The organism is Streptosporangium sandarakinum (assembly GCF_013409935.1).
Taxonomy (GTDB): Bacteria; Actinomycetota; Actinomycetes; order Streptosporangiales; family Streptosporangiaceae; genus Streptosporangium; species Streptosporangium nondiastaticum.
Genome location: NZ_JACCCO010000001.1, coordinates 2,675,853 through 2,692,886, shown reverse-complemented (window position 1 = coordinate 2,692,886; position 17,034 = coordinate 2,675,853). Strand labels below are relative to the sequence as shown.

Annotated in this window: 18 protein-coding genes and 1 tRNA gene; 10 read left to right on the top strand and 9 right to left on the bottom strand. The window is 70.8% G+C overall.

Annotation, left to right across the window (positions count from 1 at the left end; all coding sequences use genetic code 11):
- Positions 1 to 370 precede the first annotated feature (370 nt).
- The 4 genes from cysS to HDA43_RS11885 all read left to right on the top strand — a co-directional run bounded on the left by cysS (position 371) and on the right by HDA43_RS11885 (position 4,168).
- Complete coding sequence (cysS, locus tag HDA43_RS11900; RefSeq protein WP_312873196.1) at positions 371 to 1,771, top strand: cysteine--tRNA ligase; 1,401 nt, start codon at positions 371 to 373, stop codon at positions 1,769 to 1,771.
- A gap of 23 nt (positions 1,772 to 1,794) precedes the next feature.
- On the top strand, positions 1,795 to 2,763 hold the full coding sequence (rlmB, locus tag HDA43_RS11895; RefSeq protein WP_179819784.1) for a 23S rRNA (guanosine(2251)-2'-O)-methyltransferase RlmB: 969 nt from the start codon (positions 1,795 to 1,797) through the stop codon (positions 2,761 to 2,763).
- 335 nt (positions 2,764 to 3,098) lie between these two features.
- Complete coding sequence (locus tag HDA43_RS11890) at positions 3,099 to 3,977, top strand: DMT family transporter (protein ID WP_218911689.1); 879 nt, start codon at positions 3,099 to 3,101, stop codon at positions 3,975 to 3,977.
- A gap of 118 nt (positions 3,978 to 4,095) precedes the next feature.
- Positions 4,096 to 4,168: transfer RNA gene (locus HDA43_RS11885), tRNA-Thr, on the top strand.
- Positions 4,169 to 4,265: 97 nt separating this feature from the next.
- Here HDA43_RS11885 and HDA43_RS11880 read toward each other — a convergent pair.
- Together HDA43_RS11880 and HDA43_RS11875 are read right to left on the bottom strand one after the other, a co-directional pair.
- Positions 4,266 to 4,877, bottom strand: a complete 612-nt coding sequence (locus HDA43_RS11880; protein WP_179819779.1) for an SMI1/KNR4 family protein — start codon at positions 4,875 to 4,877, stop codon at positions 4,266 to 4,268.
- A 99-nt stretch (positions 4,878 to 4,976) separates the two neighbouring features.
- Entirely contained in the window at positions 4,977 to 5,720 is a 744-nt protein-coding gene (locus tag HDA43_RS11875) for a tyrosine-type recombinase/integrase (RefSeq protein WP_179819776.1), read from the bottom strand.
- Between the two features lie 1,039 nt (positions 5,721 to 6,759).
- On the opposite strand from HDA43_RS11875, the gene HDA43_RS11870 reads away from it, so the two are divergent.
- Positions 6,760 to 7,275 carry a hypothetical protein gene (locus tag HDA43_RS11870; RefSeq protein ID WP_179819774.1) on the top strand — a complete coding sequence of 172 codons (516 nt, stop codon included), beginning with the start codon at positions 6,760 to 6,762 and terminating at the stop codon, positions 7,273 to 7,275.
- Here HDA43_RS11870 and HDA43_RS11865 read toward each other — a convergent pair.
- Complete coding sequence (locus HDA43_RS11865; RefSeq protein ID WP_179819772.1) at positions 7,199 to 7,609, bottom strand: hypothetical protein; 411 nt, start codon at positions 7,607 to 7,609, stop codon at positions 7,199 to 7,201. The genes HDA43_RS11870 and HDA43_RS11865 overlap by 77 nt on opposite strands.
- 263 nt (positions 7,610 to 7,872) lie before the next feature.
- Positions 7,873 to 8,490: a superoxide dismutase gene (locus tag HDA43_RS11860; protein WP_179819769.1), complete on the bottom strand. Its 618-nt coding sequence runs from the start codon at positions 8,488 to 8,490 to the stop codon at positions 7,873 to 7,875.
- A 240-nt stretch (positions 8,491 to 8,730) separates the two neighbouring features.
- Here HDA43_RS11860 and HDA43_RS11855 point away from each other — a divergent pair, with 240 nt between their 5' ends.
- On the top strand, positions 8,731 to 9,030 hold the full coding sequence (locus HDA43_RS11855) for a hypothetical protein (protein WP_179819767.1): 300 nt from the start codon (positions 8,731 to 8,733) through the stop codon (positions 9,028 to 9,030).
- A 139-nt stretch (positions 9,031 to 9,169) separates the two neighbouring features.
- Here the strand turns inward: HDA43_RS11855 and HDA43_RS11850 are convergent, their stop codons facing one another.
- The 3 genes from HDA43_RS11850 to HDA43_RS11840 all read right to left on the bottom strand — a co-directional run bounded on the left by HDA43_RS11850 (position 9,170) and on the right by HDA43_RS11840 (position 12,261).
- Positions 9,170 to 9,715 (bottom strand): hypothetical protein, encoded by a 546-nt coding sequence (locus HDA43_RS11850; RefSeq protein WP_179819764.1) that lies wholly within the window; start codon positions 9,713 to 9,715, stop codon positions 9,170 to 9,172.
- Positions 9,716 to 9,963: 248 nt separating this feature from the next.
- Positions 9,964 to 11,166 (bottom strand): hypothetical protein, encoded by a 1,203-nt coding sequence (locus HDA43_RS11845; protein ID WP_179819762.1) that lies wholly within the window; start codon positions 11,164 to 11,166, stop codon positions 9,964 to 9,966.
- Between the two features lie 222 nt (positions 11,167 to 11,388).
- Positions 11,389 to 12,261, bottom strand: coding sequence for an SDR family oxidoreductase (locus tag HDA43_RS11840; protein ID WP_179819761.1), 873 nt, complete (start codon positions 12,259 to 12,261; stop codon positions 11,389 to 11,391).
- Between the two features lie 128 nt (positions 12,262 to 12,389).
- Between HDA43_RS11840 and HDA43_RS11835 the strand changes: the two genes are divergently transcribed.
- Both HDA43_RS11835 and HDA43_RS11830 read left to right on the top strand, forming a co-directional pair.
- On the top strand, positions 12,390 to 13,031 hold the full coding sequence (locus HDA43_RS11835; RefSeq protein ID WP_179819760.1) for a TetR/AcrR family transcriptional regulator: 642 nt from the start codon (positions 12,390 to 12,392) through the stop codon (positions 13,029 to 13,031).
- 203 nt (positions 13,032 to 13,234) lie between these two features.
- A complete protein-coding gene (locus HDA43_RS11830; protein WP_179819759.1) occupies positions 13,235 to 13,891 on the top strand; it encodes a maleylpyruvate isomerase N-terminal domain-containing protein in 657 nt (218 codons plus the stop codon).
- A 184-nt stretch (positions 13,892 to 14,075) separates the two neighbouring features.
- Here the strand turns inward: HDA43_RS11830 and HDA43_RS11825 are convergent, their stop codons facing one another.
- On the bottom strand, positions 14,076 to 15,053 hold the full coding sequence (locus HDA43_RS11825) for a DsbA family oxidoreductase (RefSeq protein ID WP_179819758.1): 978 nt from the start codon (positions 15,051 to 15,053) through the stop codon (positions 14,076 to 14,078).
- Between the two features lie 58 nt (positions 15,054 to 15,111).
- On the opposite strand from HDA43_RS11825, the gene HDA43_RS11820 reads away from it, so the two are divergent.
- Entirely contained in the window at positions 15,112 to 15,669 is a 558-nt protein-coding gene (locus HDA43_RS11820; protein ID WP_179819757.1) for a TetR/AcrR family transcriptional regulator, read from the top strand.
- A gap of 193 nt (positions 15,670 to 15,862) precedes the next feature.
- Here HDA43_RS11820 and HDA43_RS11815 read toward each other — a convergent pair whose 3' ends face one another.
- Positions 15,863 to 16,237 (bottom strand): YybH family protein, encoded by a 375-nt coding sequence (locus tag HDA43_RS11815; protein WP_179819756.1) that lies wholly within the window; start codon positions 16,235 to 16,237, stop codon positions 15,863 to 15,865.
- Between the two features lie 67 nt (positions 16,238 to 16,304).
- Between HDA43_RS11815 and HDA43_RS11810 the strand changes: the two genes are divergently transcribed.
- Positions 16,305 to 16,910: a CGNR zinc finger domain-containing protein gene (locus tag HDA43_RS11810; protein WP_312873193.1), complete on the top strand. Its 606-nt coding sequence runs from the start codon at positions 16,305 to 16,307 to the stop codon at positions 16,908 to 16,910.
- Positions 16,911 to 17,034 lie beyond the last annotated feature (124 nt).

Genomic DNA, 17,034 nt, shown 5'->3' with positions numbered 1-17,034 from the left:
GTACGACAGACCGGCGTGGGCGTCCGGTACGGCGGGCCCGCCCTTCTCCGGACCGATACGGCACGGCGGCGATCATGGCGTGGGGGTGGACGTGGTCCGCTGGATGGACCGGCGCCGTCGCGGCGGTGGTCATGGCGCAGGGGTGGACATGGCCCGCCGGACGGGCCGGCGACGTCGCGGTGGTGACCGTGCCGACCCGCGGCCGGGTGGTCGGGCGCGGTCGTGTCACCGGCGGGGCGCTCGCCACGAAGCCACGCGTAAATGGGCATTGATGCCATTGGCGGTCAATGGCCGCAAAAGACTCGCCTGAGCGACGTCAACGTCGCGTAACCCGGCTTGTGAGGTGAGGTAAGGCGTTAGCCTTGCCTTCGTGAGCACCCTGCACCTATACGACACCAGCGTACGTACGGTCCGCGAATTCGTTCCGGTCGAACCCGGCCGGGCGTCGATCTACCTGTGTGGCGCCACCGTGCAGGCTCCTCCCCATATCGGGCACGTCCGTTCCGGAGTCAACTTCGACGTGCTCCGCCGCTGGATGATCCGGTCGGGCTACGACGTCACCTTCTGCCGGAACGTCACCGACATCGACGACAAGATCATCCGGGTCGCGGCGGCCGAGGGCGTGCCGTGGTTCGTCGTCGCCGAGCGCAACCAGCGCGCCTTCACCTGGGCCTACCAGATCCTCGGCTGCCTGCCGCCGACCGTCGAGCCGCGGGCCACCGGCCACGTGCCCGAGATGATCGAGCTCATGGAGCGGCTGATCGAGCGCGGCCACGCCTACGCCTCCGACGGCGACGTCTACTTCGACGTCCTCTCCTACGCCGACCGGTACGGCTCGCTGTCGAACCAGAAGCTGGAGAACCTCCGCGCCGCGGGCGACACCGACACCGACTCCGCCAAGCGTGACCCGCGCGACTTCGCGCTGTGGAAGGGCGAGAAGCCCGGCGAGCCGAACTGGCCGACCCCGTGGGGCCGCGGCCGCCCCGGCTGGCACCTGGAGTGCTCGGCCATGGCCACCAAGTACCTCGGGCCGACCTTCGACATCCACGGCGGCGGCGTCGACCTGGTCTTCCCGCACCACGAGAACGAGCTGACGCAGTCGCAGGCGGCCGGGGACGGCTTCGCCCGCTACTGGATGCACAACGGCATGCTCAAGATCGGCGCGGAGAAGATGAGCAAGTCGCTCGGCAACTCCCTGCTGGTGCCCGAGGTGACCAAGAAGATCCGTCCGGTCGAGCTGCGCTACTACCTCGCCGCCCCGCACTACCGCTCCGCGATCGAGTACTCCGAGGAGGCGCTGTTCGAGGCCGCCGCGGCCTACCAGCGCATCGAGGGCTTCGTCACCCGTGCCGCCGAGGTCATCCACGACGTCGACGCGCACGCGCCGCTGCCCGAGTCGTTCGTGGACGCCCTCAACGACGACCTGAACACCTCCCAGGCGCTCGCGGTCGTCCACGAGGTGGTCCGCGAGGGCAACGTGGCGCTGGCGCAGGGCAACAAGGAGCAGGTCGCCAGGCTCCTCGCCGAGACGCAGAACATGCTCGACGTCTTCGGTCTCGACCCGCGCTCGGAGCAGTGGCGCTCCTCCGGCGGTGACACCGGCCTGCGCGCCACCGTCGACGCGCTGGTCGGTGTGGCCTTGGAACAGCGCCAGGCGGCCCGGGCCCGCAAGGACTTCGCGGCGGCCGACGGCATCCGCGACCAGCTCGCCCAGGCCGGGATCACCGTGGAGGACACCCCCCAGGGCCCCCGCTGGGAACTGTCCCGGTAAGCGCAGGCCGTACCCTATACAACATGGCTGGTGGGGGTAGAGGGTCCGGGCGGCCCGCGAAGAAGAAGAGTCCGACCAAGGGCACGGGCGGCAATGTCCGCCGCGGCCTCGAGGGCAAGGGGGCGACCCCGCCGGCGCACATGCGGCACTGGTACAAGGACAAGGCGCGCACGCAGCGGGTCGAGCGTGAGGAGCGGACCGGCAAGTCCGCCTCCTCGCGCCCCCTGGCCCGCGCCAAGCGCGGCGAGGACGCCCCCGAGTACATCGGCGGGCGCAACCCCGTCGTGGAGGCGCTGCGGGCCGGGGTGCCCGCCAGCACCCTCTACGTCGCCACGCGCATCGACAGCGACGACCGGGTCAAGGAGTCGATGCGGATCGCCGCCGACCGCGGCATCGCGATGCTCGAGGTCGGCAGGGAGAAGCTCGACCGCCTCACCGAGGGCGGGATCCACCAGGGGCTGGCCCTGCAGATCCCGCCCTACGACTACGCTCACCCCGACGACCTGGTCGCCATCGCCCAGGACGCCGCCGAGGTGCCGCTGATCGTGGCGCTCGACGGCGTCACCGACCCGCGCAACCTCGGCGCCATCGCCCGCTCGGCCACCGCGTTCGGCGCCCACGGCCTGGTCGTCCCCTCCCGCCGCTCGGCCGGAGTGACGGGCGGCGCCTGGAAGACCTCCGCGGGCACGCTGGCCACCCTGACGGTCGCCCGGGCGGCGAACCTGACCGCCACGCTGCGCGAGTATCGCGAGGCCGGGCTCTTCGTCATCGGCCTGGACGGTGAGGGCACCGTCGACCTCGCCGACGCCAACCTCCTCGACGGTCCGCTGGTCGTGGTCGTCGGCTCGGAGGGCAAGGGCCTGTCCCGCCTGGTCCGCGAGGCGTGCGACCTGGTGGTCCGCATCCCGATGAACGCCGCGGCCGAGTCTCTCAACGCGGGCGTCGCCGCCGGTATCGCCCTCTACGAGGTCTCCCGCCACCGCAAGCGGTGACGCGCCGAGCCTCCGGGCACGGGGCGGGAGCCGGGTACGGGTGCCGGGCGCGGTGCCGTACGGCGTGGGCGGGCGGCGGTCGTCCGAAGGAGTCCTCCCTGGTCAGGTAGGGATTCGGCGTCCCGGGTAGGTAGTGGGCGGGAAACCCGCCCGACGGCGACCGCCCGCGGGAGCCGTACGGACCGCCGCCGGGCGGGAGATCTCCCAGAGAGGTGGGAGCGCCGCCTCCGGCGGGCCGCGGGGTCCGGGAGACGAGAACGCTCCCTCGCGGCGCCCGCCCGGCCGGACACACCGGACGGCGGCGGGCCGACCCCGGAGGACGCACGTTGATCTTCTTGATCTCTCTCGTCTCGGCGTGCCTGCTCGGCCTCGGGTTCGTCGCCCAGCAGCACGCGGCGTACCGTGAGCCGCTGGGAGAGATCCTCCATCCGCGCCTGCTGCTGCACCTCATCCGCTCCCGGCTCTGGCTGACCGGGATCGGCCTGATGCTCGCCGGCCAGATCGTCAGCGCGGTGGCGCTGTACGAGGACGACCTGAGCAAGGTGGGGCCGCTCCTGGCGACGAGCCTCCTGTTCGCCCTGACCGCCGCCCACGTGGTCTACAAAGAACATCTGAGCCGGATGGAATGGCTGGGCGCGGTACTGGTCAGCGGTGGGGTGGCGCTCTTCCTGGTCTTCGGGCAGCCGCACGGAGGCAGCTCACCCGACCCGGACTCCTCGCGCTGGCTGACGGTGCCCCTCGTGGTCGTGATCGCCGCAGTCCTCGTCCTGATCGGGCGCCGCTGCTCCCTGCAGGTGGAGGCGTCCCTGCTAGCGGGTGCCGCCGGAATGCTGTACGGCGTGCAGGACGTGCTGACCCGCGGCTCGCTGCTCAGGCTGCGGGAGGGGACGGAGGTGCTCGCCGTGAGCTGGCAGCCGTACGTCCTGGTCGGCGTCGCCCTGGTCGGGCTGCTGCTCGGCCAGAGCGCCTTCGACGCCGCGCCGCTCCGGGTCTCGCTGCCCGCCACCACCGCCGCCGAACCGATCGTCGGGATCGTGCTGGGCATCGTGATCTTCTCCGAGAAGGTACGGGTCACGTCCGGGGCGCTGGCGGGAGAGGTCATCGGCCTGATCGCGATGGTGACGGGGATCTTCATACTCGGCCGATCACCGTTCCTGGCCAAGTCGGAACAGGCCGCACCCCCGCGCCCGGAGTCGAAACCGAGAACTCGGTGATGCGCTCGTCCCCTCGTCTCCTTCTCGTCGCTTCGAGGTTCCTCCGGATCGGTGACGTCCGAGCCACCAGGTTGGTGACGTCCAGGCCGGGAGCCGACTAAACTCAGGAGGCGACCATGCCGACGTAGCTCAATCGGCAGAGCATCTGTCTTGTAAACAGAAGGTCAGGGGTTCGATTCCCCTCGTCGGCTCGCAAAGAGAAAGGCCCCTGAACAGGTGTTATGCCGTCAGGGGCCTTCTGCTTGCCGGGGCAATTCTGCGCTCTTGCTAACGCTCTTGCTAACGGCGCTAACCCTGGGATCGCGTGGCGTCCCGCCTCGTCCGGCGGATGTACCAGTCCAGGAAGGGAACCGGTTCGGTCCAGCCGCTGTACAGGGGGCCTGGGCCGTTCGCGTCGAGCCAAGGGGCCGAGGGCCACCACAGCATGTCCTCCACCCACCCCATCTCGGTAAGCCAGACGGTGCCGGCGAACTCCCCGTTCATGGCGAGCATGCTGATCCACGAGCATCCGTGGCTGTGCAGGAGCATGGTGCCGGGGAGTGGCCTGCCCAATTCCAAGAGCGGGTGCCGGTCTTCGTCGGCGAGCCGTCGAAGACGAAGAACATCGGCTTGGGACACGGGGAACGGCTCCCAGGGATGAGCGGCGATGCTCGGTTCCTCCAAGAAGCGCTCCCGCTCGTAGCGGGTCTCCTCAATGATCCAGTCCAGGTTGAGCAACGGTCCGGGGGCGACGCCGAGACCGAACCGGAGCAGGAAGGAACGGAACTCCTTCGGGAGCGGCGCGCCGATCACTTCTTCCAGGTCGTTGACCGTCGCCTCCGGCAGGGGCGTGATCGTTGCATGGTCGCTGAGTTGGCCGAGTTCCGTGGCCAGCTCATCCAAGCTGATGTCCGAACGCATGGGTTCTCCTGTTGGGGCGGCAGGCACTGGTTAAGAATGCCGGAAATGCCGAGAGGACTCCGGCCGATCGGGCGGGAGTCCTCTAATGAAGGGGATGTTCTACGTGGGTTCTTCGATCGCTTTGGCGAAGACATCGGCGGCCGTTGCCGCCTGCTCGTGGATCACGTGAGCGTAGACGCGAAGGGTGATCGCCGGATCGGCGTGCCCGAGCCGGGCCGCCACCACGTGTACGGGGACGCCGGCCAGGAGGAGCGTGGTCGCGTGGACGTGGCGAAGGTCATGAAGCCGTGCGTGGGGGAGCGGGGAATCCGGTCTCGCACTGTTGTGCGCGCTGATCAGCTTCGGCATGAGGGCGCTCACCGTGTCGGGATAGATCGGTTCACCCCATCCGATGGTGAATACGTAGCCATCGGCCCCCTTCCATCCGTCTCCGACCTTGTCGCGGTCGGCCCGCTGCTGCTCCCGGTGGCGGCGCAGGAAGCCGGCTGTCTCGCCGTCGATGCTCACCACGCGGGACCGGCCACCCTTGGTCGTACCCTCCACCCGTCTGCCATCGATGACCGCGGTCGTTCCGGTGATCCGGATCTGCGGCACGTCCAGGTCGACGTCCGACCAACGCAGGTTGAGCAGCTCCCCGCGGCGAGCACCTGCGTAGGCGGCCAACCGGAAGAACGCCGACAGCCGGTGATCGCCGACCGTGACGAGGAACTCCCGGAGCCGGGCGGGAGTCCACACGAGACCGAGCTCCGCTGCTTGGACACGGGGTAGCTTCACCCGCGCCGCCGGGTTGCTGGCGAGGATCTCGTCAACGGTGACCGCGTCCCCCAGAGCCTTGCGGAGCACGGTGTGGACGTGCTTGACCGTGTTGGGGGAGAGCGACGGAGTCCACGACGATCTGGGCGATCAGCCCCGGCGCCGGCGTTTTCGCGAACTCGTCAGCGGCTGCGGATCAGTCACTTCCTAGCCGATCCGGCGGTACCGTACATCGGCTGAGATCAACGCCGGCCGAGGGCATGGCGTTTCTTCGGAAGCCAGCGGACGATATTGCCGGGCCGGTCACGGCGCGGGCTGCGCGCGGGGCATCGCCGTACGGCTGCCGCACCGCGGCTAACCAACGCGCCGACCGCCGGCACACCGCCGCTACCCACCACCGAGCCGGTCCGGCGCCGCATCCGGCCAGTCGAGCTGCCGCACATCCCTCTAGCCTGTAACCCAGTCCGGGTATCCCTGCAGCCGGTCACCCAACGACGGGGTCGCCCTTCACATCCTGGCCGGTTCGCTTTCGCACCAGATATACGGCACCGGCAACAAGCTTGAGCAGAATGCCCAGCGAGAGAAACACCCACAGTCCTGTCAGTCAAGCATCCGGCATGGGCCCGCGAAACCCGGAGAGCCCGAACACCGCACCAGCCCCGATCCACCCGCAGAAGATGAAGGTGCACGCAGACCCAAGCCGGTACCAAAAAGATCGCTAGCGGGCGCTGGCACACCTGGACCTGCCTGGGCGGCCTCGTCGCCGATGTCTACCGAGCCACCGGCGTCCAGCCGGGGTCCTGGGGGCTGATCCAGGATGAGCAGGACGCGCGCCGGGCCGCTCAACGGCTCACTGACTCAGGTCTCGGTGACCCCAAGGTGTTCCTCTGGGCTGCCGTACTGCTCATGGACGTCGCACAAGCGACCCTCCAGGCCGAGGAACAGCGCACGCTCGGAATGATTTCCTTCCATCAGTAGACCGAGGGCTCACTCGATGCCCGTCACCGGCTGCGGAAGGTGCGCTTGCCTCAAGCGGGTCGTGCCCATTCGTACTGTCAGTCGCATGCCCTAGCGTGTCCACCTGCCACAGGGCGGTCACGTCGCCATGGAACCGGACAGGAGCGCTTACGTGGGTGTCTTCTATGAGTACTACCGCGCCGTGGACCGTGCTGCGGCGACCGTCCAACCCGAGCATTTCCGTGAGATCGCCGATGCCTCGCGTGGAGTTCCGGAGTTCGATGTGGTGGTGACCAAATGGATCGACCCCGATGTGGTCCTGGGTCAGCTCGTCGCGTTCGCCGGCCAAGTCGACTATCGCCTGGGGTTGGTCGAGACGGTGGTGCTGTATCCACCGCCGGAGGGTGCGCCGCGAAGCGAGGAGGAGTGGGATGCCCTACCCGAAGGCTCCCCGTACCTCGAAGGGCCCGGCATCATGGAGCTGTCGGCGAAGGCTCGTGACATGCTCGCCGGTGTGGACGACGCCCGCCTGCCGATGCTGGCGGGGCAGTGGGCGGCCATAGAGGAGTTCTCCCACTTCACCGATGATGACGACGGGTACATGCTGTCGCTCACCAAGGATCTTGTCGGTCTGGCACGTCGCGCGAGAGAACATGATCAGCTGCTCTACTGCTGGTTCTGCTTGTGACATGCCTGGCGGCCGTGCCCGTTGCGTGCCCCAGGCGACGGGCGGTGTCCAGGCTGAGCGCGCCGATGATCGCCTCGTGCAGGTGGTTGCCCGGCGGAGCGGCCGGGGTGGGCCGGCCGTAGCACACGCCGGTCAGCCGGTCGCCGTCGTGGGCGGTCCAGGCGGTGAAGCCGGGCCGGGCGAGCGACCGGGCGAGCCGGGTGGGGTAAGCGCGCAGCCGCTCGGGCGTCTCCGACCAGGGCGGTGCGCCGTAACAGCGCTCGTACAGGGCGACGATGTCGGCCGGCAGCCGTATGGCGTCGGCGGCGTCGTGGCGGTGACACCGGTGGGGCATCGGCGTCCTCGCTGCGGGGACCGGCCGGTCCGTGTCGTGGTCGCACCGAGGAGCCGGACGGGCAGAGGGACTCGGGTGAAGTGGTCCGGGCGGAAGGGTCCGGGTGGAGGGGCTCGGGCGTATGAGCTCGGATGGAGGGGGCCGGGCGGGAGGGCTCGAATGGGGGGAGAGGGTTCGGTGCCCGCACGCCGGGTGGACCATCGCGCAAGGAAGGCCGGCGTACGGGCACCGGGTTCATGGGGCCCGGGATTCGGACGGCGTCGTCAGGAGACGGCGGGGGTGGCGTTCCTGGCGGCGGTGTAGCGGGTGATGACGTCGTTCCAGTTGATCAGGTCCCAGAGCTTCTCGACGTAGTCGGGGCGCACGTTGCGGTACTGCAGGTAGTAGGCGTGCTCCCAGGCGTCGAAGACCAGCAGCGGGGTGGTGTTCATCCCGACGTTGCCGTGGTGGTCGTAGACCTGCTCGACGATCAGGCGGCGTCCCAGCGGTTCCCAGGCGAGCACACCCCAGCCGGAGCCCTGCACGGTCGTCGTCGCCGTGGTGAGCTGCTTGGCGAACGACTCGAAGGAGCCGAAGTGCTCGGTGATGGCGTCGCCGAGCTCTCCGTCGGGGCGGTCGCCGCCGTCCGGGGACAGGTTCTGCCAGAAGATCGAGTGCAGCACGTGGCCGGACAGGTTGAAGGCGTAGGTCTTCTCCAGGCCGACCAGGCCGCCGAACTCGCCCTTGTCGCGGGCCTCGGCCAGGCGCTCCAGGGTGTCGTTGGCGCCCTTGACGTAGGCGGCGTGGTGCCTGGCGTGGTGCAGCTCCAGGATCTCCCCGGTGATGGCCGGCTCCAGCGCGGCGTAGTCGTAGGGCATGTCCGGCAGGGTGTAGTTCCCCATCGGCGTTCTCCTCGCGATCGACGTAGTTGCAACTTACTTGCAATAGCACCATTTAAGCAATAACACTCGATCTTGGGGAGGCCGCTCCGGCCCTGTGAGCGGTGGGTCAGGGATTCGGCTCCCTCGCTGGCTCGTTGGTGAAAGGCCTTTGAACAGGGGTCATGTCGTCGGGGGCTCGTCGTTTCCGGAGGTCGGACTGTCTTTCCGGCGCGGAACTCCTCCTGCGACCACCCTCACGACATGGGCGCTCGGCCTGCCCACCTGCGCGTTCCCGGAGAGCTTCGGGTGCCGCGTACGGTCGACGGGATCGCCGCCGCACCTCAGGATGGTCGGCGGGTGGAGTTCCGCTGTGAGTTCGGGCAGGTGCCTTTGAGTCGGGCCGAGGCGGTCCTGTGCCGTTGGTGGTGCGAGGCGATGCTCGACATCGATCCCGAGGCGGATCGGATTCGCGAGGCCGCATCGGAGGGCACGCTTGCCGTTGTCGCCCTCGCGGATGTCCTTGACCGCCGGGAAGCGGGAGTGCCCGCCCCTGCCTGTTGAGCGAGTTCACCGAGGAGGGGCGGCCCTGCCGTTTTCCTGGGGGAGTCGTGGAGCTTTCAGCCGACCCTCAGCCCAGCCCGACGCTGTTCTCAGCGATCGCCGCACTGTCACCAGGCGGCACCTTTCGCGGACCCGGCGGTTATGAGGACGATTCCTGGTCTCGGTCGTACCGCTGCGGATGCCGGCGGTAGTACTCGGTCATACGGTCCTGTGCCGCCCGCACCGTCTGAGCGCTGAACAGGCGGTGGTACGGCTTGCTCTTGTCGAGCACGAAGCTTTCAAGCATGAGGTCGTCGCGGCCGGCCGCCTCAAGGTGCCCGAACCCCTGGGTGCGACGCTCGACCGTCTGCGCCACGGCATCGATCAGCCGCCTCTCATCGTGGGCTCGTTTCATCTGCTGCATGAAGCGAACCGCCGCGTACTTCTGCCGGGTTCCGTCGCTGCGGGGGATCGTCACCTCCTGCCGAGCGGTCTCATAGATGTGGCAGCAGTCCTTGTACAGGGCTTCGGTAGCCGCCTTGTCGGTCGCCGATACGGATTCATCCATGTCCTTCTCCGCCTCGGGTAGCAGGAACTGGAAGATCAGGCCTTCGCCGTCCGATCCCGTGATCTTGCGGGTCTGCACCTTACAGGCCAGCTGTTTCGCCTTCATGTGAAGGTTGACCCGCATGTTCTCCGTCGCCACGTCGTAGTCCTCACCCCGCCGGATCTCCCACGGGCTCCCGTCCGCCCATTCCGGCCATGGGTACTTACGCGCGGCGTCTCCGAGCCGATCTCCGAAGGACGTCACTCTCCGTGCCATGGCCTCACCCTGGGCCACTAAAGACCATCGCGTCTATCCCTGATGGGCCATGCTGACCTGCCTCTGGCCACGAAGGCGGTGGTCTGCTTGGGTCATACGGAGCCGGATGCCTGGACCGTCATGCGCGGTGGTCAGTTCGGGCAGGCGTCGCGGCAGCCGCCGAAGCGGCCGGTGTCCGGCCGGACGAAGCCGGTCTCCCGCGTCCCCCGCACCGCCTCGGTCATGGTCTCCTTCCAGATCGAGCCGGGAACCGACGCGCCGTCCACCCTCGGGTGGCGGTGACCTCCGATGGTGACGTCCGTCAGCGGGTACCGGTACCCGTCGCGAGGGTCGCCGAGGCTGACGGCCGAGGCCAGGCCGGGGGTGTAACCGGCGTACCGGGCGGCGGTGAAGCCGCTGGTCGTTCCGGGCATGCCCGCGGCCTCGCGGCCGACGCCGCCGAGCGCGCTCTCCGTCAGGGCTTCGGACAGCACTCCGGTGACCGCGTCGGCGACCGCCGGGTCCAGGACCTGCCGGCAGCGCGGTGGGAAGAGACGCGGGGCGGCCGAGCCGTCGCGGATCTCCGTGATCACCGTCGGCTCGCAGAAGCGGCCGCGGGCGGCGAGAGTCGCGTAGGAGCCGGCCACCGAGACGGGATCGGCCTCGTTGACGCCCAGCGTGAACGTCTCCAGCTCCCGGAGCGGCGCCCCGTCGCCGCGCCTGAGCCCGAGCGACTCGGCCGTCCTGACGGTCTCGCACAGGCCGGTCTTCTCCGCGAGACGCATGTAGAAGATGTTCATCGCGCCGAGGGTGCTCGACCGCAGGGTGACGAACCGGTCCCCGCCCTTCTCCAGGTCGAAGATGACGTGGGAGGGCTCGCCGACGGACTGGCCCGCGCAGTTCCTGAACGCCGTGTGGTCCGGGGCCCGGTAGACGTCCGAGGCGGGGAAACCGTCGTCGTACCGCAGGCCGGCGGCGAGCGCGGCGGCCAGGGTGTACGGCATCGCCGTGGTGCCCTGCTGGAGGGCGGCCCCGTCACCGGCGCCGCGGCTGGTGGCCATGGCCCTGATGGCGCCCTCGCCGGGGACGATCATGACCTGGGTGGCGACCGGCGCGTCGTCGCGGTGGACGTGGGCGTCGATGGCCCGCTGCGCGGCCCGCTGGAGCCGCTGGAGCCGCTGGTCGATCGTCGTCCGGATCGTCAGGCCGTCGCGGGTGAGCAGCCGCGGGTCCTCGGTGAGCAGCCGCTCCCTGACATGCCGGCAGAGATACGGATATCCGCTGCCGGCGCAGTCGCCGGAGAACTCCTCGATGACGGCGCCCTCGACGTCCAGCAGGACGCTCTTCCCGGCCACGGGGGGGAGCCGAGGGCGGGACGGCGGAATCCGCGGCCACGCGTTCCGCGCCGGCACCGCCGTCCGCCGGGGCCCGCAGTAACAGGAGGACGGCGACCAGCGCGCTCACCGCGGCGACACCCATGAGCACCAGCAATGCCTTCATCGTCGCCCCTCGGTACGCCTCACCCCATATGTGGATCATCCAGGAGCGACGCGGCACAGGCAACCGGTTGGAACCGGTCAGGCGTCGTGGTCCGCGCCGTACCCGTCCGGGGCCGGGACGGCGTGTTCGGCGGCGCGGCTGACCTCCTCCCAGGCGGCCCAGGTGTCCATGCGCCGCCGGGAGACGTCGAGGGCCAGGTCGTAGACCATGCTGCCGAGCAGGAGTCGCAGCGGGGGGTTCGGGCTGTCGACGAGCTTCAGCACGGCCTCGGCGGCCAGGCGGGGTTCGCTGTCCACGGAGCCCTCGGCCCACTGCCTCTCCAGTTCGGCACGCAACGGGGCGTAGGCGGGGAGAGGAGCGGTCGAGGTCATGCGGGTGTAGAGGTCGGTCCAGTAGCCGCCGGGCTGGACGATGGTGAGCTTCACGCCGAACGCCGCGGCTTCCATCGCGAGCGCCTCGCTCATGCCCTCCAGCGCGAACTTGCTCGCGCTGTACATCCCGGTGCTGGGGAAGCCGCCGAGGGCGGCGATGCTGGAGATCTGCAGGATGTGTCCCGATCCCTGCGCACGCAGGTGCGGCAGGACGGCCTGGCTCACCCACAGCGCGCCGAAGAAGTTGACCTCCATCTGAGCACGCGCCTCGGCCTCGGTGAACTCCTCGACCATTCCCGAGGACATGGCGCCCGCGTTGTTGACGACGATGTCGATCCGGCCGAAGTGCTCGTGGGCGGCCGTCACCGCGGCGAGGACGGCGTCACGATCGGTGACGTCGAGGGGCATGGTCAGCAGGCGGCCCTCGTGCTCGCTCACGAGGTCGCGCAGCGGTCCGACGTCCCGGGAGGTGGCGGCCACCCGGTCGCCGCGCTCCAGCGCCGCCTCGGTGAAGGCGCGGCCCAGGCCGCGGCCGGCACCGGTGACGAACCAGGTCCTGGGGGTGTGCGGGGTTTCCAAAGGGGGCCTCCACTGACCGAAGCTGTGACGAGACGGTTCGTCTCGTCGAGATGCCCTTCACCATGTCCCATCGATCGCCCTATGTCAAGACGGACCGTCTCGTCTCATGTATGTGTTACGGTGACGTCATGACTGATCAGCGCCGTCCGTCCGCCGGCGTGGCCCGGCGCAGCGAGACCTCCCGGCGAGCCGTTCTCACCGCCGCCTTCGAGCTCGCGGCCGAGGTCGGGTACGCCAAGCTCAGCATCGAGGGCATCGCGGCGCGGGCCGGAGTCGGCAAGCAGACCATCTACCGCTGGTGGCCGTCCAAGGGCGCCGTGCTCTTCGACGCCTTCCTCATGTTCACGACGGGTGAACCCGGTGAGGGAGGCGGCGGGGAAGGTGGCGGGGAGTCCGTCGAGGAGGCCGCCCTCCCCGACACCGGGGACATCGAGGCCGACCTGAAGACGGTCATGTTCGCGACCGTGGACGAGCTGAACGATCCCCGCTACGACCGGACGATGCGCGCGCTCAGCATCGAGATCGCCCACGACGCCGACCTCGCCGCCCTCTACGCGGAACGGCTCAACCGGCCGATGCGGGAGCTCAAGAAGAGGCGTCTTCGCGCTGCCCAGGAGGCCGGGCAGCTCGCCGCGGACCTCGACCTGGACGTCGCGGTCGATCTCCTGTGGAGTCCGCTGCTCGTCCGCTGGCTGCACCGCGAAGGCCCGCTCACCCACGAGTACGCCGCCGCGCTCGTCGAGACCGCCCTCGGCGGAATGCGCCCCTGAACGACCTCCCTCTCCCGTCCCGCGCGGGCGACGGCCGCGACGGCCCGGCTTCCGCGATACGGTGGCCGGCTTCCGCGGTACGGTGGCCGGTTTCCGCGGTACGGTGGCCGGTTTCCGCGGTCGCGGTGGTCGACCTCGCGGTCGCGGCGGTCTGCTTCGACGATGCGACGGTCCGGTTTCCACGGGGCGGTATGGTCCGTGACATGTCGCAGTCCCGTGAAGCCGCGCCGCCCCGCTCTCCCGTCACCGCCGACGACCTCGACGAGGCCGTACGGCTCGCCATGGACGTCGTCCGCCGGGTGCCCGCGACCGCTTGGGACGACATGGCGGGCTCGCTGGAGTGGAGCCGCTGGGAGACCGTCGAGCACCTCGGCGACGACCTCTTCGCCTACGCCGCACAGCTCGGCCTCCGCACGCCGCCCGGCGACCGCGAGGTGCCCTTCCGCCTGGAGCGGCGCAGGCCCGGGGGCCCGCGGAACACGATCCACGCCGATCGCGCGGCGGGGCCGGACGGATTGCTGCAGGTGCTGGAGACGAGCGGCGCGCTGCTGTCCGCCATGGTGCGCACGACACCGCCGGAGCTCCGCGCCCACCACGTCTTCGGGGCATCCGACCCCGAGGGCTTCGCCGCGATGGGAATCGTCGAGGCACTGGTGCACACCCACGACCTGGCCGGGGGACTCGGGCTCGGCGGGGCGCCGCCCGCCGGACTGTGCGAGCGGGTCCTGGCCAGGCTGTTCCCGGACGCCCCGAGGGACACCGGCCCCTGGCCCACCCTGCTGTGGGCCACCGGGCGCGGCGAGCTCCCCGGCCGTCCCCGCCTGACCTCCTGGCGCTGGTACGGCGAGCCGCGACCGTAGCCCGCCGGGCACCCCGCCCGTCCGGCGACGGCACAGCCGATCACCCGTGAGGGGAGTACGGCCGGGCGGCCGGGCGCGGCTCAGCCGTACCCCGGGGGCATGACCGGCGTCACCGGGGCCGGCCGAGTCAGAAGCAGGGCTCAGCCGTACCCCGGAGGATGACCGGCGTCATCGGGAGCGGGGATCAGTCGTACTCCGGGGACATGGCGGCGGCCATGCTCAGGTGCGGGGCGGCCTCCTCGGCGAGGCCCTGCCGCTGGAGGGTGCGGCCGAGCAGGTGCCGGGCGTAGGAGTCGTCCGGCGTGTCGCCCACCAGCCGCTCCAGCGTGGCGCGGGCCCGGCCGAGCTGCGCCGAGGCGAAGTAGGCGCGGGCGGCGAGCATCAGCACGTTGCGGTCGTCGCCGTACGCGTCGAGCAGGGGCCGCAGCAGGACCAGCGACCCGAGCGGGTCGCGCCGGTCGAGGAGGGCCTCGGCGTGGCGCAGCCGCTCCACCTCGTCGGGCAGCTCGCGGCGGTGGCCGCCCCGGGCGATGAACTCCCGGATCACCTCGGCCGGCTGGGCGCCGGCCAGCGCGCGGTCGCCGACGACGATCGTCGGCGAGGTCGCCACCCCGCGTGCCTTGCCGATGAGGAGCAGCTCCCGCACCTCGTCCTCGCCCGCGCCGGTCTCCAGCAGCGCGGCGCCGTCGGCGAAGCCGGCCTCGGCCGCGACGGCGGCGAGCGTCCGGCGGTCGCCGATGTCGGCCCCGTCGACGAAGTGGGCCCGCATCACCCGCTCGGCCACGGCGTTCTGCAGTTCCGCGCCGCCGTGCTCGTGGGCGAGGAACAGCAGGCGGTGCGCGTCGTGGCTGCTCGCCCGCCAGGCCGCTCCCCAGCGCGGGCCGATCCCCTCCGCGGCGGCGATGTCGGAGACCCGCGTCCGGTTCTCCCCGGGGGACAGGCCGGGCGCGCAGACGCGCAGCGCGTTGTCCACCGCGGGGTCGGCGAGCGCCTCCTCAAGGGGGGTGGACCGCGCGGGCGAGGTGGGGTCGATCCGGAACGGCCGCCACACGACCTCGACGGGAACACCGTCGAAGGCCGGGTCGGCCAGTGCCGCCTCCAGCCGCCGCTTGCCGATGTACGCCCATCCGCAGACCACGTCCGCCCAGATCTCGATTCGCATGCCCGGCAACTTATACGACATGTGTTGATTATGCAACACCTGTTGTATAGTCCGGGGCATGAAGGCGGACGATCCCCGAGTACGGCGCACCCGGGCGCGGCTGCGCACCGCGGTCCTCACCCTGGCCGCGGAGAAGGACGTGGGCGCCATCACGGTGTCGGAGGTGGCCAGGTGTGCCGGGGTGAACCGGGCGACGGTCTACCTGCACTTCCCCGACGTGGACGCGCTCGTGACCGACGCCATGGAGGAGGCGGTGGCCCAGGTGGCCCGGGCCGCCGCGCTGTGCCCGCGTGACGCGCCCCGCGACCGGACCCCCGAGCCGCTGACCGTCCTGTTCGGGCACGTGGCCGCCGCGGCCCCGCTGTACCGGCGGATGCTGGGCCCCCAGGGCAGCGCGCTGTTCGTCGTGCGCATGCGTGAACGGCTGACCGCCGAGCTGGCCGGGCGCTTCGCCGGCGGGCACCGCGCCGGAGGGCTCGACGACGTCCCGACGGAGACGCACGCCGCCTACCTGGCCGGCGCCCTCACCGGTGTGATCGCCCACTGGGTCACCGGCGACCCCCCGGCGCCCGCGGAGGAGGTCGCGCTGGCGTTCTGGCGCCTCTTCCGCACCTGACACCCGCCCGAACCCGGCCCCCCGCCCCCGTACGGCGTCCCGGCGGGCTCGCGCACCGGCCGCAGGGCCCGCCGGCGCCGGCCGTCGAGCCCGCCGGCCCGGGGCGGCGGCCACCCGGCGTCGGGTCCGCCCGGCCGGCCGTCGGGTCCGCCCGGCCGGCCGTCGGGTCCGCCCGGCCGGCCCGGCGACCCCGTCAGCGGGCCGGCGCGGGGGTGATCTGGAAGAGGGCCGCCTTCCAGACCCCGTCCGAGTCCCTGGTCAGCGCGGTGGTGGCGAAGACCGCCATGGTCTGCGGGTCGGTGCCGTTCACCAGCATGTCGATCTCGACCCTGCTGGTGTGCACGACGCTGCCGGAGTCGAGCGTGATCACCCGGTGGTCCGACTGGTCGGTGCGGGTGTAGGGGTTCCGGTTCTCGGCGAACCCCTTCAGGATCGCGTCGCGGTCGGTCACCACGCCCCACGGCGACACGCTGACCGGGTCGTCGGTGAGGAAGCCGTCGTAGAAGTCGGCGTCGCCGTTCCGGTTGGCCTCCCACGCCCGGTCCATCAGATCGATGATCTCCTGCATGTCTCGCCTTTCGTTCACACCGGATGGTGACACCGGTTTAACTGGTGTCAGAGGCTAGACTGGTGGGGTGAACAACGCAAACGGCATCCTTCTGACGCCTCGGGACGGTCAGACCTTCCGGTTCGACGCGGGGACGCTGTGCCTGGAGTTCCTGCTCACCGGCGCGCTTCCGGAGTGGGAGCAGTTGCACGCGCCGGAGGACCTGGCGGCCTGGATCCCGCTGTCCCGGCTCGGCCTTCCGGACGAGGTCGTGGTCGGCGAGGCCGACCTGGCCGAGGCCAAACGACTGCGCGCCGCGATCCAGGCCCTGGCCGAGCGTGCGACTGGGGTGGGGGACTCCGCCGATCCGGAGGGCGCGCTCGCCGTCCTGAACGAGTTCGCCGCCGCCCCGCCTCCCGTGCCCGTGGTCACGCCGTCCTTCCAGCGGGGCTGGGCGACGCCGGTGACCGGCGCGCAGTTCCTGTCCGCGGTCGCCAGGGACGCCGTCGAGCTGTTCGGCGGGCCGATGGCCTCCCGGGTGCGCGTGTGCGGCGGGGAGCGGTGCCTCCTCATCTTCCTGGACACCTCCCGGCCCGGCGCCCGCCGCTGGTGCTCGATGGACCGCTGCGGCAACCGGTACAAGCTCCGCACCCGCCGCGACCGCGCTCCACGGCCCGCGGATGCCGGTCACTGACGACGAACGACACGATCCCGCCCTCACGGGACACCCGGCCGGTGGTCCACCCGGCGCGCCCCGGGCGGCCCGCGCCTCACGACCGCTTCCCGCCCGTGTCGGAAAGGCGCGTCCGTCCCGGCCC